The sequence below is a fragment of the Stackebrandtia nassauensis DSM 44728 genome, from assembly GCF_000024545.1.
In the GTDB taxonomy this organism is placed as follows: Bacteria; Actinomycetota; Actinomycetes; order Mycobacteriales; family Micromonosporaceae; genus Stackebrandtia; species Stackebrandtia nassauensis.
The window spans coordinates 2,576,629-2,594,058 of record NC_013947.1; the positions used below are offsets into that span (position 1 = coordinate 2,576,629).

At 69.6% G+C, this 17,430-nt stretch carries 17 protein-coding genes; 16 read left to right on the top strand and 1 reads right to left on the bottom strand.

Annotation, left to right across the window (positions count from 1 at the left end; all coding sequences use genetic code 11):
- The first annotated feature begins 9 nt into the window (after nucleotides 1-9).
- Nucleotides 10-1,266, top strand: a complete 1,257-nt coding sequence (locus tag SNAS_RS11975) for an MFS transporter (protein WP_013017683.1) — start codon at nucleotides 10-12, stop codon at nucleotides 1,264-1,266.
- 308 nt (nucleotides 1,267-1,574) lie between these two features.
- On the opposite strand, the gene SNAS_RS11980 is transcribed toward SNAS_RS11975, so the two are convergent.
- On the bottom strand, nucleotides 1,575-2,504 hold the full coding sequence (locus SNAS_RS11980; RefSeq protein WP_211207378.1) for a COX15/CtaA family protein: 930 nt from the start codon (nucleotides 2,502-2,504) through the stop codon (nucleotides 1,575-1,577).
- 142 nt (nucleotides 2,505-2,646) lie between these two features.
- Here SNAS_RS11980 and SNAS_RS11985 point away from each other — a divergent pair, with 142 nt between their 5' ends.
- The 15 genes from SNAS_RS11985 to sufC all read left to right on the top strand — a co-directional run bounded on the left by SNAS_RS11985 (nucleotide 2,647) and on the right by sufC (nucleotide 17,429).
- The gene (locus tag SNAS_RS11985; RefSeq protein WP_013017685.1) at nucleotides 2,647-3,243 is read left to right on the top strand and encodes a TetR/AcrR family transcriptional regulator; all 597 of its coding nucleotides are present in this window, start codon (nucleotides 2,647-2,649) and stop codon (nucleotides 3,241-3,243) included.
- Nucleotides 3,244-3,329: 86 nt separating this feature from the next.
- Nucleotides 3,330-4,622: a M20 metallopeptidase family protein gene (locus tag SNAS_RS11990; RefSeq protein WP_013017686.1), complete on the top strand. Its 1,293-nt coding sequence runs from the start codon at nucleotides 3,330-3,332 to the stop codon at nucleotides 4,620-4,622.
- Nucleotides 4,619-4,852 carry a DUF3311 domain-containing protein gene (locus tag SNAS_RS11995; protein WP_013017687.1) on the top strand — a complete coding sequence of 78 codons (234 nt, stop codon included), beginning with the start codon at nucleotides 4,619-4,621 and terminating at the stop codon, nucleotides 4,850-4,852. The genes SNAS_RS11990 and SNAS_RS11995 overlap by 4 nt, the downstream gene beginning before the upstream one ends.
- On the top strand, nucleotides 4,849-6,402 hold the full coding sequence (locus SNAS_RS12000; RefSeq protein WP_013017688.1) for a sodium:solute symporter family protein: 1,554 nt from the start codon (nucleotides 4,849-4,851) through the stop codon (nucleotides 6,400-6,402). The genes SNAS_RS11995 and SNAS_RS12000 overlap by 4 nt, the downstream gene beginning before the upstream one ends.
- Nucleotides 6,403-6,413: 11 nt before the next feature.
- Entirely contained in the window at nucleotides 6,414-7,400 is a 987-nt protein-coding gene (locus SNAS_RS12005; protein ID WP_169313877.1) for a GHMP family kinase ATP-binding protein, read from the top strand.
- The gene (locus SNAS_RS12010; protein ID WP_013017690.1) at nucleotides 7,400-8,434 is read left to right on the top strand and encodes a cysteine synthase family protein; all 1,035 of its coding nucleotides are present in this window, start codon (nucleotides 7,400-7,402) and stop codon (nucleotides 8,432-8,434) included. Before SNAS_RS12005 ends, SNAS_RS12010 begins: the two co-directional genes overlap by 1 nt.
- Entirely contained in the window at nucleotides 8,434-9,867 is a 1,434-nt protein-coding gene (locus SNAS_RS12015) for an argininosuccinate lyase (protein WP_013017691.1), read from the top strand. Before SNAS_RS12010 ends, SNAS_RS12015 begins: the two co-directional genes overlap by 1 nt.
- Nucleotides 9,864-11,096 (top strand): ATP-grasp domain-containing protein, encoded by a 1,233-nt coding sequence (locus SNAS_RS12020; RefSeq protein ID WP_013017692.1) that lies wholly within the window; start codon nucleotides 9,864-9,866, stop codon nucleotides 11,094-11,096. The genes SNAS_RS12015 and SNAS_RS12020 overlap by 4 nt, the downstream gene beginning before the upstream one ends.
- Nucleotides 11,093-11,851 (top strand): formyl transferase, encoded by a 759-nt coding sequence (locus SNAS_RS12025; protein WP_013017693.1) that lies wholly within the window; start codon nucleotides 11,093-11,095, stop codon nucleotides 11,849-11,851. The genes SNAS_RS12020 and SNAS_RS12025 overlap by 4 nt, the downstream gene beginning before the upstream one ends.
- Nucleotides 11,848-12,783: an EamA family transporter RarD gene (rarD, locus tag SNAS_RS12030; protein WP_013017694.1), complete on the top strand. Its 936-nt coding sequence runs from the start codon at nucleotides 11,848-11,850 to the stop codon at nucleotides 12,781-12,783. Before SNAS_RS12025 ends, rarD begins: the two co-directional genes overlap by 4 nt.
- A gap of 124 nt (nucleotides 12,784-12,907) precedes the next feature.
- Nucleotides 12,908-13,642, top strand: coding sequence for a helix-turn-helix transcriptional regulator (locus SNAS_RS12035; RefSeq protein WP_013017695.1), 735 nt, complete (start codon nucleotides 12,908-12,910; stop codon nucleotides 13,640-13,642).
- On the top strand, nucleotides 13,639-15,072 hold the full coding sequence (gene sufB, locus SNAS_RS12040; RefSeq protein WP_013017696.1) for a Fe-S cluster assembly protein SufB: 1,434 nt from the start codon (nucleotides 13,639-13,641) through the stop codon (nucleotides 15,070-15,072). Before SNAS_RS12035 ends, sufB begins: the two co-directional genes overlap by 4 nt.
- Before the next feature lie 61 nt (nucleotides 15,073-15,133).
- Nucleotides 15,134-16,303: a Fe-S cluster assembly protein SufD gene (gene sufD, locus SNAS_RS12045; protein ID WP_013017697.1), complete on the top strand. Its 1,170-nt coding sequence runs from the start codon at nucleotides 15,134-15,136 to the stop codon at nucleotides 16,301-16,303.
- Nucleotides 16,300-16,653 (top strand): non-heme iron oxygenase ferredoxin subunit, encoded by a 354-nt coding sequence (locus SNAS_RS12050; RefSeq protein WP_013017698.1) that lies wholly within the window; start codon nucleotides 16,300-16,302, stop codon nucleotides 16,651-16,653. The genes sufD and SNAS_RS12050 overlap by 4 nt, the downstream gene beginning before the upstream one ends.
- On the top strand, nucleotides 16,650-17,429 hold the full coding sequence (gene sufC, locus SNAS_RS12055; protein ID WP_013017699.1) for a Fe-S cluster assembly ATPase SufC: 780 nt from the start codon (nucleotides 16,650-16,652) through the stop codon (nucleotides 17,427-17,429). Before SNAS_RS12050 ends, sufC begins: the two co-directional genes overlap by 4 nt.
- Nucleotide 17,430 lies beyond the last annotated feature (1 nt).

The window sequence follows — 17,430 nt, forward strand, 5'->3', positions numbered from 1 at the left end:
GGAACCGAGATGACCGCTGTAGCCCCGCCCCTGGCCCCCACCCCTGTCTCCTACCCGCGCCGCAACGTCCCCGTCCTGGTCGGCTTCACCGCGCTGACGAACCTCGCCGACGGTGTCCTCAAGGTCGCGTTGCCGCTGCTGGCCGTGACCGTCACCAGCTCGCCCGGCCAGGTCGCCGCCGTCGCCGTGGCCCTGTCGCTGCCGTGGCTGCTGGCCTCGCTGCACGTCGGTGTCCTGACCGACCGCGTCGACCGCCGCCTGCTGCTGAGCCTCGCCAACGCCGCCCGGCTGCTCGTCGTGGCCGGGCTGCTGTTCGCCGTCGTCACCGGCGCGCTGACCATGCCGCTGCTGTACGCCGTCGCGGTACTCATCGGAGTCAGCGACGTGGTCGTGTCCACCGCGTCGGCCGCCCTGATCCCCAACGCGGTCGCGCCCTCGGGCCGCCTGCGCGCCAACGCGTGGATCACCGGCGCCGAGACCGTCGCCAACGAGTTCGCCGGACCCGCGCTCGGCGGGCTGCTCATCGGCTTGGGTGCGGCCCTGTCGCTGGGTGCCACGGCGGCGACCTACGCCCTCGGCGTCGGGCTCATCGCGCTGCTCGCCGGACGATTCACCCCGGTCCCCGTCGCAACCGACCAGCCCCGTTCCGTCAACGGCGACATCCGCGAGGGACTGCGGTTCCTGTGGCACCACCGGCTGCTGTGGACGATGACGATCGCGGTGTCCGTCATGATCACCGGCTGGAGCGCCTGGCTGGCGCTGCTGCCCACCTTCGCCACCGGCGAGCTCGGACTGGGAGCCACCGGTTACGGGCTTTTGTTGAGCGCCATCGGAATCGGGGGTGTGGCCGGGGCAGTGCTGGCCGGGCCGATCAATCGGCTCATCGGCACCCGGATGACGCTGCTGGCCGACATCTTCGGCACCATCGCGATGCTGGCGCTGCCCGCCTTCGTCGACGAACCGTGGCTGATCGGCGCCGCGGCGTTCGCCGGTGGCATGGGCGGCACGCTGTGGTCGGTCACCAGCCGCACGATCGGCCAAAACGCGGTGCCCGACGAGCTGCGGGGCCGCTACCTGGCCACCGCCCGCGTCATCGGCTGGGGCACGATGCCCGCCGGTGCCGCGCTGGCCGGAGTGCTGGCCGAACTGTGGGGGCCGCGAGTGGCCTTCGCGGTGTTCGCGCTGGCCGCGGCGACCCTGATCGTCCCGTTCCTGCGCGTCGTGACCCCACAAGCGCTGGCCAAAGTGGAAGCCGAAGCCCGATAATCCGCTGGTGCGGTCTGCGGTCTGCGGTCTGCGGTCTGCGGTCTGCGGTCTGCGGTCTGCGGTCTGCGGTCTGCGGTCTGCGGTCTGCGGTCTGCGGTCTGCGGTCTGCGGTCTGCGGTCTGCGGTCTGCGGTCTGCGGTCTGCGGTCTGCGGTCTGCGGTCTGCGGTCTGCGGTCTGCGGTCTGCGGTCTGCGGTCTGCGGTCTGCGGTCTGCGGTCTGCGGTCTGCGGTCTGCGGTCTGCGGTCTGCGGTCTGCGGCCTGCGGCCTGCGGCCTGCGGCCAGCGGCCAGCGGCCAGCGCGGGGCGTCCTAGGCCGTCGCCTCGGCCGTCACCCGCTCGGCGGCCGGACGTTGCCGCACCTCCAGGCTGGGGGCCAGCCGTTCCCGCATCGGGACGCCGACCCACAGCACCGTCAGCCACAGCACCGCTGCCCCCAACAGGTGCGCTCCCACGAGCGGGGCGGGCAGGTCGGTGAAGTACTGGACGAAACCGATGAGCCCCTGGGCCGCGATGACGCCGATCAGCACCCACACCCGTCGGCTCGCCGCCGCCGGGGCCCCTGCCACCCGCAGTGTGAACACCAACCCGATCGTCACGCCCACCAGCAGGAACACCAGGTCGGCGTGCGCCTGGGAGATCAGCTCGGTGTCCAGGCCGGAACGCGGGGAGTCCTTGTCGCCCGCGTGCGGGCCCGCGCCGGTGACCAGGGTGCCCACGAACAGCACCGCCACGGTGACACCCACCAGCACCCACCACAGTGAACGCACCGGCTTCGGTACCGTGAGCCGCACCTCACCGTCGGGTTCGCCCGCTCGCACCCACGCGACCAGTGCCGCCGCCAGGATCGCGATCGACACCAGGAAGTGCACGCTGACCATCCACGGCGACAGATCGGTGCCGACCGTGGCCGCCCCGATGAACGCCTGCACCGCCACCGCGACGCCGATGAACCCGGTCAGCCACACCAGTGAGGCGCGTTTGGGTTTGCGCAGCAGCGCCGCCACGAAGGTCACGATCGCCACCAGCGCCACGATCGCGCCGAACAGCCGGTTGCCCCACTCGATCGCGCCGTGCATCCCCATCTCGGGGGTCGCGTGGAAGGTGCCGGGCGCGCAGTTGGGCCACGAGGGGCAGCCGAGCCCGGATCCGGTAAGCCGGACCGCGCCCCCGGTGACCACGATGGCAACGTTGACGATGATGTTCGCTAGGCTCAGGCGCCGCACCCATTTCGGTGACACGTTGTAGAAGATTACTGGTAGCGCCCGGATACCCGGCTGCTGGCACAACGCGTTCCATCTGACCGGGTACGAAGGGCCGCACCTTGCCGGTACGGTACGCCGGTCGCTGCGTACGGTTACCTGGCAGGAGGACCTGGACTTCATGGAAGACAACATCGAGACGACCGGCGACGACTGGTCGGCGCGCAAACGCGAGCTCCTGGAGAAGGCCGTCGAGTACGCCTCCGAGCACGGCATCACCGAGACCTCACTGCGTCCGCTGGCCGCCGCGATCGGCAGCAGCCCCCGGGTGTTGCTGTACCTGTTCGGGTCCAAACAGGAACTGTTCGTCGAGATCTTCACCATCTGCCGGGAACGGCAGTTCAACCTGCTGCTGGGAGCCCTGGAGGCCACCGACGACACCGCCGAGGCGCTGTGGCACCTGTGGAAGTCGTGGCTGGCCGATCCCAAGCGGCGGGCGCTGATGCGATTGTTCTTCGACAACTACGTCCACTCGATGTACGGCCACGAACCGTATCGGGAATTCGGGCCGAAGAGTGTGGACCAGTGGCTGGAGGCGCTGGAGCCGATGGCTCCCGACGGCCCGCCCGCCCGCCGTTCGGCGACGTTGACGCTGGCGGTGCTGCGGGGTCTGCTGCTGGACATCCTGGCTACCGGCGACACCGAACGCGTCGACGACGCGTTGCGATCTTTCTTGTGGCCAAACGGAAGTGAACGTAAAGACAGCACAATAGACTGATCTTGCGAATCCTGTAATCGACCGTAGACTCGACCCGCGAAAGCTGTTACGCTCTCCACTGAAACGAACGTTTCACTGGAGGCGACATGAATAGCCCCGATGCCTTCCCGGACGCGACCGCGGTCGTGACACCCCCTTCCGGACCCGAACCCCACGACGATCCCGACGCGCTGTTTCGGCGGTGCTCAGCGGCGATAGCGGACCTGACACCGGATCTCATAGCCTGGCGTCGTCACCTGCACCGCCACCCCGAACTGTCCTTCGAGGAGCACGACACCGCCCGGTACATCCGGCGGCTGTTGCACGACTTCGGCCTGGAAGTCAGCTCTCCCAACGAGACCAGCGCCATGGGCGTGCTGCGCACCGGCCGCCCCGGCGCGGTGGTCGCCCTGCGCGCCGACATCGACGCCCTCGCCGTGCGGGAGGACACCGGGCTCGAATACGCCTCCCACGTCGACGGCGTCATGCACGCGTGTGGCCACGATGGACATATCGCGGCCATGCTTGGTGTCGCCCAAGCACTCCAGCGCATGCGGGAGTCGCTGACCGGCGAGATCCGGTTCATCTTCCAGCACGGTGAGGAGCAGGTGCCCTCCGGCGCGCTCGACACCATTGAATCGGGGGTGCTGGAGGATGCCGACGTGGTGCTCGGCCAACACCTGTGGGTGCCGCTGGAGGCCGGGAAGGTGAGCGTGCGCCCGGGCCCGGTGATGGCCAGCACCGACTACTTCGACATCACCGTCACCGGCAAGAGCGGGCACGCCGGGATGCCGCACCAGACCATCGATCCGGTCGCGGTGGCCGCCCAGATCGTCACCAACATCCAGCACCTGGTGTCGCGCACGTCCGACCCCCTCAACCCGCTGGTCGTGTCCGTCACCGGCATCCACACCGGCGGCGCGCCCAACGTGGTGCCCGGCGACGCGTCGGTGTACGGCACCATCCGCACCCTCGACGAGGAGGTGCGCGCCTGGGTCGTCGAACGGCTCAAGGACATCGTCGACGGGGTCGCGCGGGCCCACGAGGCCAAGTCCGCCACCGAGATCCGCTTCGGGCCACCGGTCGTCCACAATGACGAGAAGGTGACGGCGCTGCTGGCCGACTCGGTCCGCCGCCAGCTCGGCGAGGCCGCGCTGGTGTCGATCCCGCCGGTCATGGGCGGCGACGACTTCTCGTACTACCAGCAGCGGGTGCCCGGCGCCTACCTGCTGGTCGGGGCCGGAACCCCCGACGCCGACAACGCGCCCCACCACCATCCGAAGTTCACACTGGACGAAAGCGGCATCGTCAACGGCGCCCGGGTACTGGCCGACGCCGTCGTCGCCCTGTGCCGTCCCGGCGCCGAACCGCTTCACCCCGAGGCGGGTGAATCCCCGTGAAGCTGCGCATCGCGATCACCAGCCTGCCGTTCATCGGCCTGCTGGTGGGCATCCACTTCGCCAACCGCGCCACCCCGTACGTGCTGGGCCTGCCGTTCATCGTCTTCTACGTCGCGTTCTGGGTCGTGATGTGCGCCGTGCTGATGGGGCTGTTGACCTGGCTCGACGACCGCGCCGAACGCAAGGCCCGCGAGACATCGGCCGCCGACGCGGGACGTGATGCCGTATGAGCCCGCAGCTGATCGCGGTCACGGTCGCCTGCGTCGCGGTCCTGGTGCTGGCGATACTGGCCCGACGCGGCCGCGACGCCAACCTCGAGGAATGGTCGATCGCCGGACGCGGCTTCGGCAGCCTGTTCGTGTTCCTGCTGATGGCGGGGGAGATCTACACGACGGTCACCTTCCTGGGCACCAGCGGATACGCCTACAGCCTCGGCGGTCCCGCCGTCCACATCATGGCCTACGCGTGTCTGGCCTATGTGATCTCCTACTGGCTGCTTCCCCCGGTGTGGCGGTACGCCCAGCGCCACAAACTGGTGTCCGCTGTGGAGCTGTACGAGCACCTGTACGCCAGCCGCCTTGTCGGTGTCGTCGTCGGCGTCGTCGCGGTCGCCGCCCTGGTGCCGTACCTCGCCGGGCAACTGCGCGGCCTGGGAGCGATCGTCTCGCACACCTCGGGCGGCGCGGTGTCTCCCACCCTGGCCATGATCGTCGGCACCGTCGTGCTGTGCCTGTACGTCATGATCTCCGGCATCCGCGGCTCGGCGTGGACGGCCGTGGCCAAGGACCTGCTCACCCTCGGCATCGTGCTGTTCCTGGGCATATACCTGCCGCTGCACTACTTCGGCGGCTACGGCGAGATGTTCCGGCAGATCCAGGAAATCAACCCCGAACACCTGACCCTGCCCGCCGACGGACTGTCGCCGACCTGGTTCAGCACCACGGTCCTGTTGATGTCACTGGGTTTCTTCATCTGGCCGCACACCATGGGCGCCGCCCTGACCGCCAAGGACGCCCGGGTCTTCCGCGTCAACGCCACCGTCTCGCCGATCTACAGCCTGCTGCTGCTCTTCGTCCTGTTCGTCGGCTTCGCCGCCGTGGTCAGGATTCCCGGGCTCGGCGCCGACGAGACCGACCTGGCGCTGCTGCGACTGTCCTCGGCCACCTTCGACGACTGGCTCATGGGACTGGTCAGCGTCGCCGGCCTGTTGGCCGCACTGGTGCCCGGCGCGGTCATCCTCATCGCGATGGCCACCACCATCGCCCGGGTCTTCTTCCGGGCCTGGCGCCCCGACGCCCCCGCCAGCCAACTGAACCGCCTGGCGCGCAACGCGGTGCCGGTCATCGCCCTGGCCGGGTTCGCCGTCGCCGTCGGCGAGGGCAAGACCGTGGTCACCCTGCTGCTACTGGGCTACGCCCTGGTCACCCAACTGCTCCCGGCACTGGTCGGCGCCCTGCTGCCGGGCCCCAGCCCCACCCGGGCCGGAGTGATCGCCGGAATCACCACCGGCGTCGCCGTCGTCATCGTCCTGAGCGTCACCACCACCGCCGTATCGGCCTCCAGCACGCTCGGCAGCGCCTTCCCGAACATCGGTCCACCATGGAGCAGCGTCAACCTGGGCCTGGCCGCGCTGCTCGTCAACATCGCCGTGACCCTCGCGGTCAGTGTCGCGACCCGTTCCCGGCCCCACTCCCAACCCGACAACATTCCCACCGCTACTTCGAGCCCAGTCCAGGAGCGACTGACTTCTGGTTCGCACTCTCCCAGTCAGAGGACGTGATGACTAGCTTGATGGCAACGTGCGACGTCACCGACGACGCTCGCCGCGCACCCTTCGACACCTTCCCCCTCCACCAACCCCTCGTCGGCCGCCGTTTCGGTCACGGACAGTCCATCGGACACCACGGCGAGCTGCTACAGGGCACGTTCGAGGACTCCGACGGCCTGCGCCACCGGGCGCTGGTCACCCTTCCACTGCCGGGCCTGGTGACTCACGCGTATTTCCATCCCGGTCCGGGCGCACCCGGACGGGTCACGGTGAAACCGGCCTGGAAACGCAAGGCCGCCGCCGCGGCCGAACTGATACTGAGCCGGTACCTGCCCACCGCGTCGGGCGAACTGGTGATCCACGGGGCCGGAGCCCAGCCGGGACTCGGGCTGGGTTCATCCACAAGCGACGTCACCGCCGCCCTGCGGGCCGTCGCCGACTGTTACGCGCTGCCGGTGACCGCCGCCGACCTGGCCCGGCTGGCCGTCGAAGCCGAGGGCGCCTCCGACTCGGTGATGCTGGACTCCCAGGTCGTCCTGTTCGCGCACCGCTGCGGGCACGTCCTGGAATCCTTCAACCGGCTGCTGCCGCACATCGTCGTCGTCGGCTGCGACACCGACCCCGACCGGGGCGGGGTCGACACCCTCGGCTTCCGGCCCCCCGAACACACCGCCGCCGAGATCGGCGAGTTCCGCTGTCTGCTGGGACTGTTGCGGCACGGCCTGTCCACGGGCTCGGTGTCCCTTCTGGCCAAGGTCGCCGAGGCCAGCGCCCGCATCAACCAGCGCTACCTGCCGACCCGGGAGTTCGACAACCTGAGCACCATCGCCCGCGAGACCGGCGGGCTCGGCATCCAGGTGTCGCACAGCGGCACCGTCGCCGGGATCCTCTTCGACGGCTCGGTTCCCGGAGCCGTCAGCCGCGCCGAGGACTGCCAGCGGATCCTGCGCAAACGCGGCTTCGAGGACCCGTGGGTGTTCCACTCGCACTCCGTTAAGGACGGTCGCTGATGAAGCACTTCGCGTTCGCCGACATCGGTGAGGCACAACGGCTGCCCCGGATCGTGTGCCTGGGGCCCCGGACGTACGGGGTGGTCTTCTCGCTGATGAAGCTGCTGCCCGCCTGGTACATCCTGTCCTCGGCCGCCAAACGCGGCGAGCTGGGCACCGACACCGTCATCGTGGAGACCACCTCGGGCACCTTCGGCCTGGGACTGGCGATGCAGACCGCGCTGTCGGGACACCAGCTGATCCTCGTCGGCGACCCGGCGATCGACAAGCGGCTGCGGGACCGGCTGGAGGGCATGGGCGCCCAGGTGGAGATCGTCACCGAACCCGCGAAACACGGCGGCATCCAGCAGGCCCGGCTCGACCGGGTCGCCGAGATCCGCGCGCAGCACCCGGACTCGTACTGCCCGGACCAGTACGCCAACCCCGACAATCCGCTGTCCTATTCGTACGTCGCCGAGGTGATCGCCGAGTCCGTCGGACAGGTCGACTGCCTCGTCGGCCCCATCGGGTCGGGCGGTTCGATGTGCGGCACCACCCGCCACCTGCGCACCGCCTTCGGTGACATGCGGGCGATCGCCGTCGACACCCACCACAGTGTCATCTTCGGTCAGGCCGACGGCCACCGTGGCCTGCGCGGCCTCGGCAACAGCCTGATGCCCGCCAACGTCGACCACGGCGTCTTCGACGAGGTGCACTGGATCGGTGAGGCCGACGCCTACGCCGCCTCCCGGCGACTGCTGCGCGGCCACGCCCTGTTCACCGGCCCCACCAGCGGCGCGGCCTTCCACGTCGGACGCTGGTGGGCCAACGCCAACCCGGACGCCACCACGGTCATCATGTGCCCCGACGAGGGCTACCGCTACCAGGACACCGTCTACAACCCACACTGGATCGCCGAACGCGGACTCGACGGCCCCGTCTCGTCGGAACCCGACACCGTCGCCACCCCGGGCGACGGCGTCGGCGCCTGGTCCCGGTTCGACTGGGGCCGAAGGCAACTGGCCGAGGTCCTCGCCGCGAACGGAGCCCGCTGATGCACAACACCGGCCGCGTGACCAGCACGCTGACGGCCACCGCGCGGCGCATCGTGTTCGGCGAGACCGTCGACGCCGACATCGACGCCGAACTCGGCCCCATCTCCGAAGTGGACATGGCGCACTGCGTCGCGCTCGCCGAACGCGGCCTGATCCCGGCCGACCGGGTGCGGGCACTGCTGGCGCACATCACGGCCCTGCGCTCCTGCGACTTCGCGCCGCTGCGCGGCCGCGAGGCACCCCGGGGCCTGTTCATGCTGTACGAGAGCCACCTCAGCGACACCATCGGCGCCGAGGCGGGCGGCAGCCTCCACACCGGCCGGTCCCGCAACGACCTCAAGGTGGCGGTGCTGTCGCTGCGGCTGCGCGAACGGCTACGGCAACTGACCGGCGAAACCCTTCGGCTGCAAGCGATCCTGCTGTCGCGGGCGCTGCGGTACGGCGGCGTCGTCATGCCGGTGTACACCCACTACCAACCCGCCGTGCCGGTCACCTACGGCCACTACCTGCTGGGCATCGCCACCGCCCTGGACCGGGACCTCACCGCCCTGTCCCAGGCGGCGGCCGGACTGGGCACCAGCCCGCTGGGCGCCTGCGGCGTCGGCGGCACCGACCTGCCGCTGGACACCGAACGGGTGGCGCACCTGCTGGGATTCGACGCCACCGCTCCCAACAGCATCGACGCGGTGGCCTCGCGCGACACCGCGCTGCGGGCACTGTTCGCGGCCACGTCGCTGTCGCTGACCACCAGCAGGCTCGCCACCGACCTGCAACTGTGGAGCACCCAGGAGTTCGGGCTGCTGTGGTTCCCCGACGACCAGGTCGGCATCAGCTCGATCATGCCGCAGAAGCGCAACGTGTTCCTGCTGGAGCACATCAAGGCCAAACCCGCCGTGGTGTCCGCCGCCGCGCAGACACTCGTCATGGCCGCCAAGGGAACCCCGTTCACCAACTCGATCGAGGTCGGCACTGAGGGTGTCAGCGGACTGTGGACCGGCCTCACAGCCACATTGGACGCCGTCGTGCTGTCCAGGCTCCTGGTGGGGGCCGGGGAGCCGGTGACCGGACGGATGGCCCAGTGGGCGCGGGATGGCTGGACCACAGCCACCGCCATGGCCAACCGCCTGGTCCGCGACGGCGTGCCGTTCCGGCAGGCCCATCACCGCATCGGTGACCTCGTCCGGGCCGCCGGAACCGACGGCCCGCCGCCCACCTCGCCCTCGCCGACCGACGTCGTCGAGCAGACCGAGTACGGCGGCGGGCCCGGCCCCAAATCCCTTGACCGGCAGTACGAGTCACTGCGCACCGCCTGGACGCGGCACGCGGCGTCCCACCTGGACTGGGGCGAACGGCTGCGGGCCCGCCGCACCGAACTCGCCGAGGCCGTCGCCGCGCTCATCGAAACCGGAACCCACCCTGGAGGACAACCGTGAACTCCGCCCAGCTGGTGCTCGTGGAGAGCAACACCACCGGCACCGGCCGTCTCTTCGCCTCCAGCGGACGCGCCCTCGGACTGCGTCCGGTGCTGCTGGCCGCCGACCCGTCCCGCTACCCGTACGTGATCGAGGACGGCCTGGAGTGCATCACAGTGGACACCTCCGATCCCGCCGACGTGCACGCCGTATGCGTCGGACTCGACAAACAGGCGCCGATCGCGGCGGTGCTGTCCAGCAGCGAGTACTTCGTGGCCGCCGCGGCCCGACTGGCCGCCGAGTTCGGGCTCCCCGGCCCGGCACCCGAGGCCATCGAACGCTGCCGTGACAAGACCGCGCAGCTCAAGGCCCTGGACGGCGCCGTCGCCGTGCCCCGCTACGCCGAATGCGCCACCGCCGAGGCAGCCGAGACCGCCGCGAAGGAACTGGGCGGCGACGTGGTCGTCAAACCCTGCCTGGGCTCGGGCTCCGAGGGAGTGCGCGCCTGCGCCGACCCCCGGGAGGCCGCCGACTGGGCCGCGACGCTGCTTGCCAAGCGCCACAACGAACGCGGCGCCCCGATCGAACCACGGGTACTGGTCCAGGAACGCGTCGACGGCCCCGAGTACTCGGTGGAACTGCTCGACGGTGAGGTCGTCGGCATCACCGCCAAACACCTGGGCCGACCGCCGTTCTTCGTCGAGACCGGACACGACTTCCCGGCCGCCCTGCCGCCGGACCGCGACGCGGCGATCGCCGCGTCCGCCCGCGCCGCCGTCGCCGCCCTCGACCTGCTGACCGGCCCCGCCCACGTCGAACTGCGCTACGGCGCGGACGGTCCCGTGCTCATCGAGGTCAACCCCCGGCTGGCCGGGGGCATGATCCCGCAGCTGGTCAAGCTCGCCACCGGCTTCGACCTCATCACCGCCGTGGTGGCCGGGGCCTCGGGTGCGCCCGCCCGCCCCGAGGACCTCGCCGGACACCACGCCGCCATCCGGTTCCTGGTCCTGGACCGGGACGGCACCATCACCGCCGTCGACGGTGTCGACAACGCCTGGGAAACCCCCGGCGTCGTGGAGGTCGCGATGATCGCGCGACCCGGCGAGGACCGCGCTCGACACCACTCGTTCCGGGACCGGCTCGGCTACGTCATCGCGATCGGCGAGACCACCGCCGACGCCGCCACCGCCGCCGAGGCCGGACGCGACGCCGTGCGCGTCGCACTCGCCGAAACGGGAGAGACACCATGAGCCGACTGCGGGTGGCGATCCTGCGCGCCGACGACCACCACCACCGCTATCTGGAGTGGACACTGCGCTCGGCCTTCGACGTCGTCTTCGTCGCGGTGGAACCCGGCGGCGAGAAGGTGCGCCGCATGTGGACCAACCGCCGCTACCGCAACTACTTCTACAACCGTTACCACGACCTGCGACGCCGCTGGAGCGGCAAGGACCGCTACCGCCGCGAGTACTTCCGTCACGGACCGGCACTGCCGTCCACCGTGGAGACCGTGCCCGCCGTCAACTCCGAACCCGTGGTCACCGGATTGCGCCGCGCCGCCGCCGACGTGACCGTGGTGATCGGCTGCTCGATCCTCAAGAACGACGTCCTGGCGGCGGCGGGAGCCCCCATCGTCAACCTCCACGGTGGATTCCTGCCCGACTACAAGGGCAACCACTGCGTGTTCTTCGCGCTGTACAACGGCGAACCCGACAAGGTCGGCGTCACGATCCACCACGTCAACGCCGGAGTCGACGCCGGTGACCTCATCGAGGTCGTCCGCCCGCCCGTCCACGGCGGCGAGACCGCCGAGCACCTGTACTGCCGCTCGGAGAAGATCGCCATCAACCGGCTGGTGCGGCACCTGCGGCGGCTGGAGGCCGGTCACGCACTGCCCGCGCACCCGCAGCCCAAACGCGGCCGCAACTACCTCACCCGGGATCGCGGCCCCAGCCACGACCTGCGGATGTGGTGGCGTTCCCGGTTCAAAGCGGCCCGGACATGAGCACCCGCACCGACTCCCGCACCACGCCCGCCGCCCCCGGCGACGGCATCGTCTCCCACGCCGCCGGAATGGCCGCAGGCAGCGGCGCCTACGTCCTGTTCGGACTGCTGGCGCTGTACTGGCCGCTGCTGGAACCCGCCGGGGCCCTGGAGATCCTGGCCCACCGGATCGTGTGGTCGCTGCTGTTCGTGGTGGCGCTGCTGGCCGTCACCTCCGGCCGCAAGGCGTTCAAGACCCTGCGCGGCAACCGAAAAGCGCTGTACTACCTGGTCGCCGCCGGATGCCTGGTCGGCGCGAACTGGGGCTTCTACATCTGGGCCGTCAACAACAACCACGTCGTCGAGGCCGCCCTGGGCTACTACATCAACCCGCTGTTCAGCACGCTGCTGGGCACGCTGCTGCTGCGCGAACGGCTGCACCGCGCCCAGTGGGCCGCCATCGCCATCGCCGGGAGCGGCGTGCTGTGGCTGGCGATCGCGGCGGGCAGCCCGCCCTGGATCGCGCTGGCGCTGGCGGGCACCTTCGGCTGCTACGGCCTGGCCAAGAAACAGGCGAACCTCCCGGCCATGGAGTCGCTCGCCGTGGAGACCGCGACGCTCGTCCTGCCCGCGGCGGCGTTCCTGGTGTTCCTGTCCGCGCAGGGCACCGGACACTTCGGGGCCGACACCGGCCACAGCCTGCTGCTGGCCTCCAGCGGCCTGGCCACGGCGGTGCCGCTGCTGCTGTTCGGTTTCGCCGCCACCCGGATCCCGCTGACGGCCGTCGGCATGCTCCAGTTCCTCACCCCCACCATCCAGTTCCTCATCGGGGTGTTCGGGATGCACGAGACCGTCGGTGAGGCGGGCCTGGGGCCGTACGTCCTCGTGTGGATCGCCGTGGCGATGTACGTGGTGTGCGATGTCCGGATCCGGCGGCGCGCCGCGGCGGGATAGATACGTCACTGCCCGAGGTCCCAGGCGTGCGCGCCGGCGCGCACCCGCATAATATGCGGCGGAAGTGCCCCAGGTCACCCACCCCGGGTTGGCGTGCCCGACCGAAATAAGCAACACTGGGGTTGTGGAATACCAAGCGACCCGGCAGCCCACCGGCTGCGCCACCCCGGACGGGGACACCCGTCAGCGGGTCGCTCGGCTGCTGCTCGAAAACGGCAACACCACGGCCCGGGACCTGGCCGACGCGCTGGGAATCTCCCAGGTCGCGGTGCGCAAACACCTCGACGCCATGACCGCCGAAGGGCTGGTCGACTTCCAGGAGCCCGACGCATCGGCTCCCGGCCGCGGCCGCGGCCGTCCCGCGCGCACCTACCGGCTCACCGCCGCCGCGCGCGACAGTTTCGGCCACCACTACGATGACCTGGCCACTCAGGCGCTGCGCTGGATCTACCAGCACGGCGGCCCGGCCGCGGTGGCCGCATTCGCCGCCGAACAGGTCTCCCGGCTGGAGGAACGCTGCCGCACCGCCATCGACGGCACCGAGGACGACCCGTTGGCGCGCGCCGCGGCCCTGGCCGAGGCGCTGTCGGCGGAGGGCTACGCGGCCACCACCAACGTCATCGCCGGGGGCGGACAGCTGTGCCAGCACCACTGCCCGGTCTCACACGTCGCCGCGGAGTTCCCGCAGCTGTGCGAGGCCGAGACCGCCGTGATCTCGCGGCTGGTGGGGCACCACGTGCAGCGACTGGCCACCATCGCCAACGGCGACGGGGTCTGCACCACCTACATCCCGGGCCCCGCGCGCGGGGCGACGACTTTGCCCATCATCGACAAACCACGACAGGTGAGGACATCATGACCGACACCACCAAGGCCGCTCCGCTGAGCCAGGAGGAGACCCTGGCCACGCTCGAGAAGTACGAGTACGGCTGGGCCGACTCCGACGCGGCCGGGGCCGCCGCGCAGCGCGGACTGTCCGAGGCGGTCGTGCGGGACATCTCCGCCAAGAAGGACGAGCCACAGTGGATGCTCGACCTGCGCCTGAAGGGTCTGAAGCTGTTCGGCAAGAAGCCCATGCCGGGCTGGGGCGCCGACCTGAGCGGCATCGACTTCGACAACATCAAGTACTTCGTGCGTTCCACCGAGAAGCAGGCCGCCTCCTGGGAGGACCTGCCCGAGGACATCAAGAACACCTACGACAAGCTGGGCATCCCCGAGGCGGAGAAGCAGCGGCTGGTCGCGGGTGTGGCCGCCCAGTACGAGTCCGAAGTGGTCTACCACAAGATCCGCGACGACCTCGAGGAGAAGGGCGTCCTGTTCCTGGACACCGACACCGCGCTCAAGGAGCACCCGGAGATCTTCCAGGAGTACTTCGGCTCGGTCATCCCGGTGGGGGACAACAAGTTCGCATCCCTGAACACCGCGGTGTGGAGCGGCGGCTCGTTCATCTACGTCCCCAAGGGCGTGCACGTGGACATCCCGCTGCAGGCGTACTTCCGCATCAACACCGAGAACATGGGCCAGTTCGAGCGGACCCTGATCATCGTCGACGAGGGCGCCTACGTGCACTACGTCGAGGGCTGCACCGCCCCGATCTACTCCTCCGACTCGCTGCACTCGGCGGTCGTGGAGATCATCGTCAAGAAGGGCGGCCGGTGCCGCTACACGACCATCCAGAACTGGTCGAACAACGTCTACAACCTGGTCACCAAGCGGGCCGTCGCCGAAGAGGGCGCCACCATGGAGTGGGTCGACGGCAACCTCGGCTCCAAGGTCACCATGAAGTACCCCGCCGTCGTCATGACCGGCGAGCACGCCAAGGGCGAGGTGCTCTCCGTGGCCATGGCCGGTGAGGGCCAGCACCAGGACGCGGGCGCCAAGATGACGCACGCCGCGCCGCACACGTCCTCGTCGATCATCTCCAGGTCGATCGCCCGGGGCGGCGGCCGCACCTCCTACCGGGGTCTGGTGCAGGTCAACGAGGGCTCGCACCACTCGAAGTCCACGGTCAAGTGCGACGCGCTGCTGGTCGACACCATCTCGCGCTCCGACACCTACCCCTACGTCGACGTCCGCGAGGACGACGTCCAGATGGGACACGAGGCCACGGTCTCGAAGATCTCGGACGACCAGCTGTTCTACCTGATGAGCCGCGGCCTCACCGAGGACGAGGCGATGGCCATGATCGTGCGCGGCTTCATCGAGCCGATCGCCAAGGAACTGCCGATGGAGTACGCGCTGGAGCTCAACCGGCTGATCGAACTTCAGATGGAAGGCGCGGTCGGCTAACCCTGACCGGACGCTCACACGACAAGTAGGAGAGAAGAGACCACCGTTGACCACTGAAGCCATGGCGCGCCCGCATTCCCACGGCGCCACGCCGCCGGAGATCGTTCCGCCCAAGACGAAGTCGCAGCTGCTGCGATCCTTCGACGTCGCCGACTTCCCGAAGCTGAACGGCCGCGAGGAGGACTGGCGGTTCACGCCGCTGCGCCGCCTGCGGGGCCTGCACGACTCCAGTGCCGAGCCCGCCACCGCCGCGCCGAAGCACGAGCTCAGCGCCGCCTGCGAGGGTGTCACCGTCGAGACCGTCACCAAGGCGGACAAGCGGATCGGCTCGGTGCTGACCCCGTTCGACCGGGTCAGCGCCCAGGCGTTCACCTCCGCCTCCGAGGCCCTCATGATCGCGGTCGACCGCAACAAGGTCGTGCACGTGCCGGTGGTCGTCGAGGTCAAGGGCAAGGGCGCCGACGGCGCGTCCTACGGCCACACCTTCATCGACGTGGGGGAGTCGGCCGAGGTGACCGTGATCCTCGACCACACCGGTTCGGCCACACTGGCCGACAACGTCGAGATCAACGTCGGTGCCAACGCGCACCTGACCGTGGTCAGCATCGCCGACTGGGACCGCGACTCGGTCCAGTTGCAGCACCAGAAGGCCCGCATCGGCCGTGACGCCTCGCTCAAGCACGTGGCCGTCACACTCGGCGGTGACCTGGTGCGCCAGTACCTGTCGGCCGAGTTCGCCGGTCCGAACGCCTCGATCGACGCCTACGGTCTGTACTTCGCCGAGGGCGGACAGCATCTGGAACACCGTCAGCTCGTTGACCATGGTGTGCCCGACTGCCGCAGCAACGTCAACTACAAGGGCGCCCTGCAGGACGCCGACGCCCACACCGTGTGGGTCGGTGACGTCCTGATCCAGGACGTGGCGACCGGAACCGAGACCTACGAGATCAACCGCAACCTGGTGCTCTCCGACGGGGCCCGCGCCGACTCGGTGCCGAACCTGGAGATCGAGACCGGTGAGATCGTCTCGGCCGGACACGCCTCGGCGACCGGCCGCTTCGACGACGAGCAGCTGTTCTACCTGCAGTCACGCGGCATCCCCGAGGATGAGGCGCGGCGGCTGGTGGTGCGCGGCTTCTTCGACGACCTGCTGCGGCAGGTCCCGGTGGAGTCGCTGCGCGAGCGGCTGCACGACGCCATCGAACGCCGGCTGGACAGGGTGGACGCATGACGGAGGACGGATTCGTGCGCGTGTGTGCGCAAGCCGAGCTGCCGGTCGACGAACCGGTGCGTGCCGAGATCGACGGCACGCCCATCGCGCTTGTCAACACGACCGAGGGCGTCTTCGCCATCTACGACGAATGCTCGCACGCGGCGGTCGCGCTGTCCGAGGGCGACGTCGAGGACTGCACGCTCGAATGTTGGCTGCACGGATCGCGGTTCGACCTGCGCACGGGCAAGCCCACCGGCCTTCCGGCAACGGTTCCGGTGGACACCTACCCCGTGGAGATCCGCGACGGCGACGTGTACCTCGGCCTTGCCCCCAAGAAGTTAACTAGATCGGGAGAAATTCTTCAATGAGCACACTTTCCATTCGCGACCTCCACGTGTCGGTGAACACCGGTGAGGGCGAGGTCAAGGAGATCCTCAAGGGCGTCGACCTGACGATCAACTCCGGTGAGACTCACGCCATCATGGGCCCCAACGGGTCCGGCAAGTCCACTCTGGCCTACTCGATCGCGGGTCACCCGAAGTACGACATCACCGGCGGCTCGGTCACCCTCGACGGTGAGGACGTCCTGGCGATGTCGGTGGACGAGCGCGCCCGCGCCGGCCTGTTCCTGGCCATGCAGTACCCGGTCGAGGTGCCCGGCGTGTCGGTGTCGAACTTCCTGCGCACCGCCAAGACCGCCCTGGACGGCGAGGCGCCGAAGCTGCGCACCTGGATGAAGGACCTCAAGGGCGCCATGAGCGACCTGCAGATGGACGACTCCTTCGCGCAGCGCAACGTCAACGAGGGCTTCTCCGGCGGTGAGAAGAAGCGCCACGAGATCATGCAGCTGGAGCTGCTGAAGCCCAAGATGGCCATCCTGGACGAGACCGACTCCGGCCTCGACATCGACGCGCTGCGCGTCGTGTCCGAGGGCGTCAACCGCGCCAAGGCCGAGACCGGCTCCGGTGTCCTGCTGATCACGCACTACACCCGGATCCTGCGCTACATCAAGCCGGACTTCGTGCACGTGTTCGTCGGCGGCCGGATCGTCGAGGAGGGCGGCCCCGAGCTGTCGGAGCGGCTGGAGTCCGAGGGCTACGAACGCTACGTCGCGGGTGCTGGCGCGGCCACGGTCGGGGAGTGAC

Coding starts and splice junctions, on each gene's coding strand:
- SNAS_RS11990 (WP_013017686.1), top strand. CDS start 3,330: ATGAATAGCCCCGATGCCTTCCCGGACGCGACCGCGGTCGTGACACCC.
- SNAS_RS12025 (WP_013017693.1), top strand. CDS start 11,093: ATGAGCCGACTGCGGGTGGCGATCCTGCGCGCCGACGACCACCACCAC.
- SNAS_RS12005 (WP_169313877.1), top strand. CDS start 6,414: ATGGCAACGTGCGACGTCACCGACGACGCTCGCCGCGCACCCTTCGAC.
- SNAS_RS12050 (WP_013017698.1), top strand. CDS start 16,300: ATGACGGAGGACGGATTCGTGCGCGTGTGTGCGCAAGCCGAGCTGCCG.
- sufD (WP_013017697.1), top strand. CDS start 15,134: ATGGCGCGCCCGCATTCCCACGGCGCCACGCCGCCGGAGATCGTTCCG.
- SNAS_RS12010 (WP_013017690.1), top strand. CDS start 7,400: ATGAAGCACTTCGCGTTCGCCGACATCGGTGAGGCACAACGGCTGCCC.
- rarD (WP_013017694.1), top strand. CDS start 11,848: ATGAGCACCCGCACCGACTCCCGCACCACGCCCGCCGCCCCCGGCGAC.
- SNAS_RS11985 (WP_013017685.1), top strand. CDS start 2,647: ATGGAAGACAACATCGAGACGACCGGCGACGACTGGTCGGCGCGCAAA.
- sufC (WP_013017699.1), top strand. CDS start 16,650: ATGAGCACACTTTCCATTCGCGACCTCCACGTGTCGGTGAACACCGGT.
- SNAS_RS11975 (WP_013017683.1), top strand. CDS start 10: ATGACCGCTGTAGCCCCGCCCCTGGCCCCCACCCCTGTCTCCTACCCG.
- SNAS_RS12015 (WP_013017691.1), top strand. CDS start 8,434: ATGCACAACACCGGCCGCGTGACCAGCACGCTGACGGCCACCGCGCGG.
- SNAS_RS12000 (WP_013017688.1), top strand. CDS start 4,849: ATGAGCCCGCAGCTGATCGCGGTCACGGTCGCCTGCGTCGCGGTCCTG.
- sufB (WP_013017696.1), top strand. CDS start 13,639: ATGACCGACACCACCAAGGCCGCTCCGCTGAGCCAGGAGGAGACCCTG.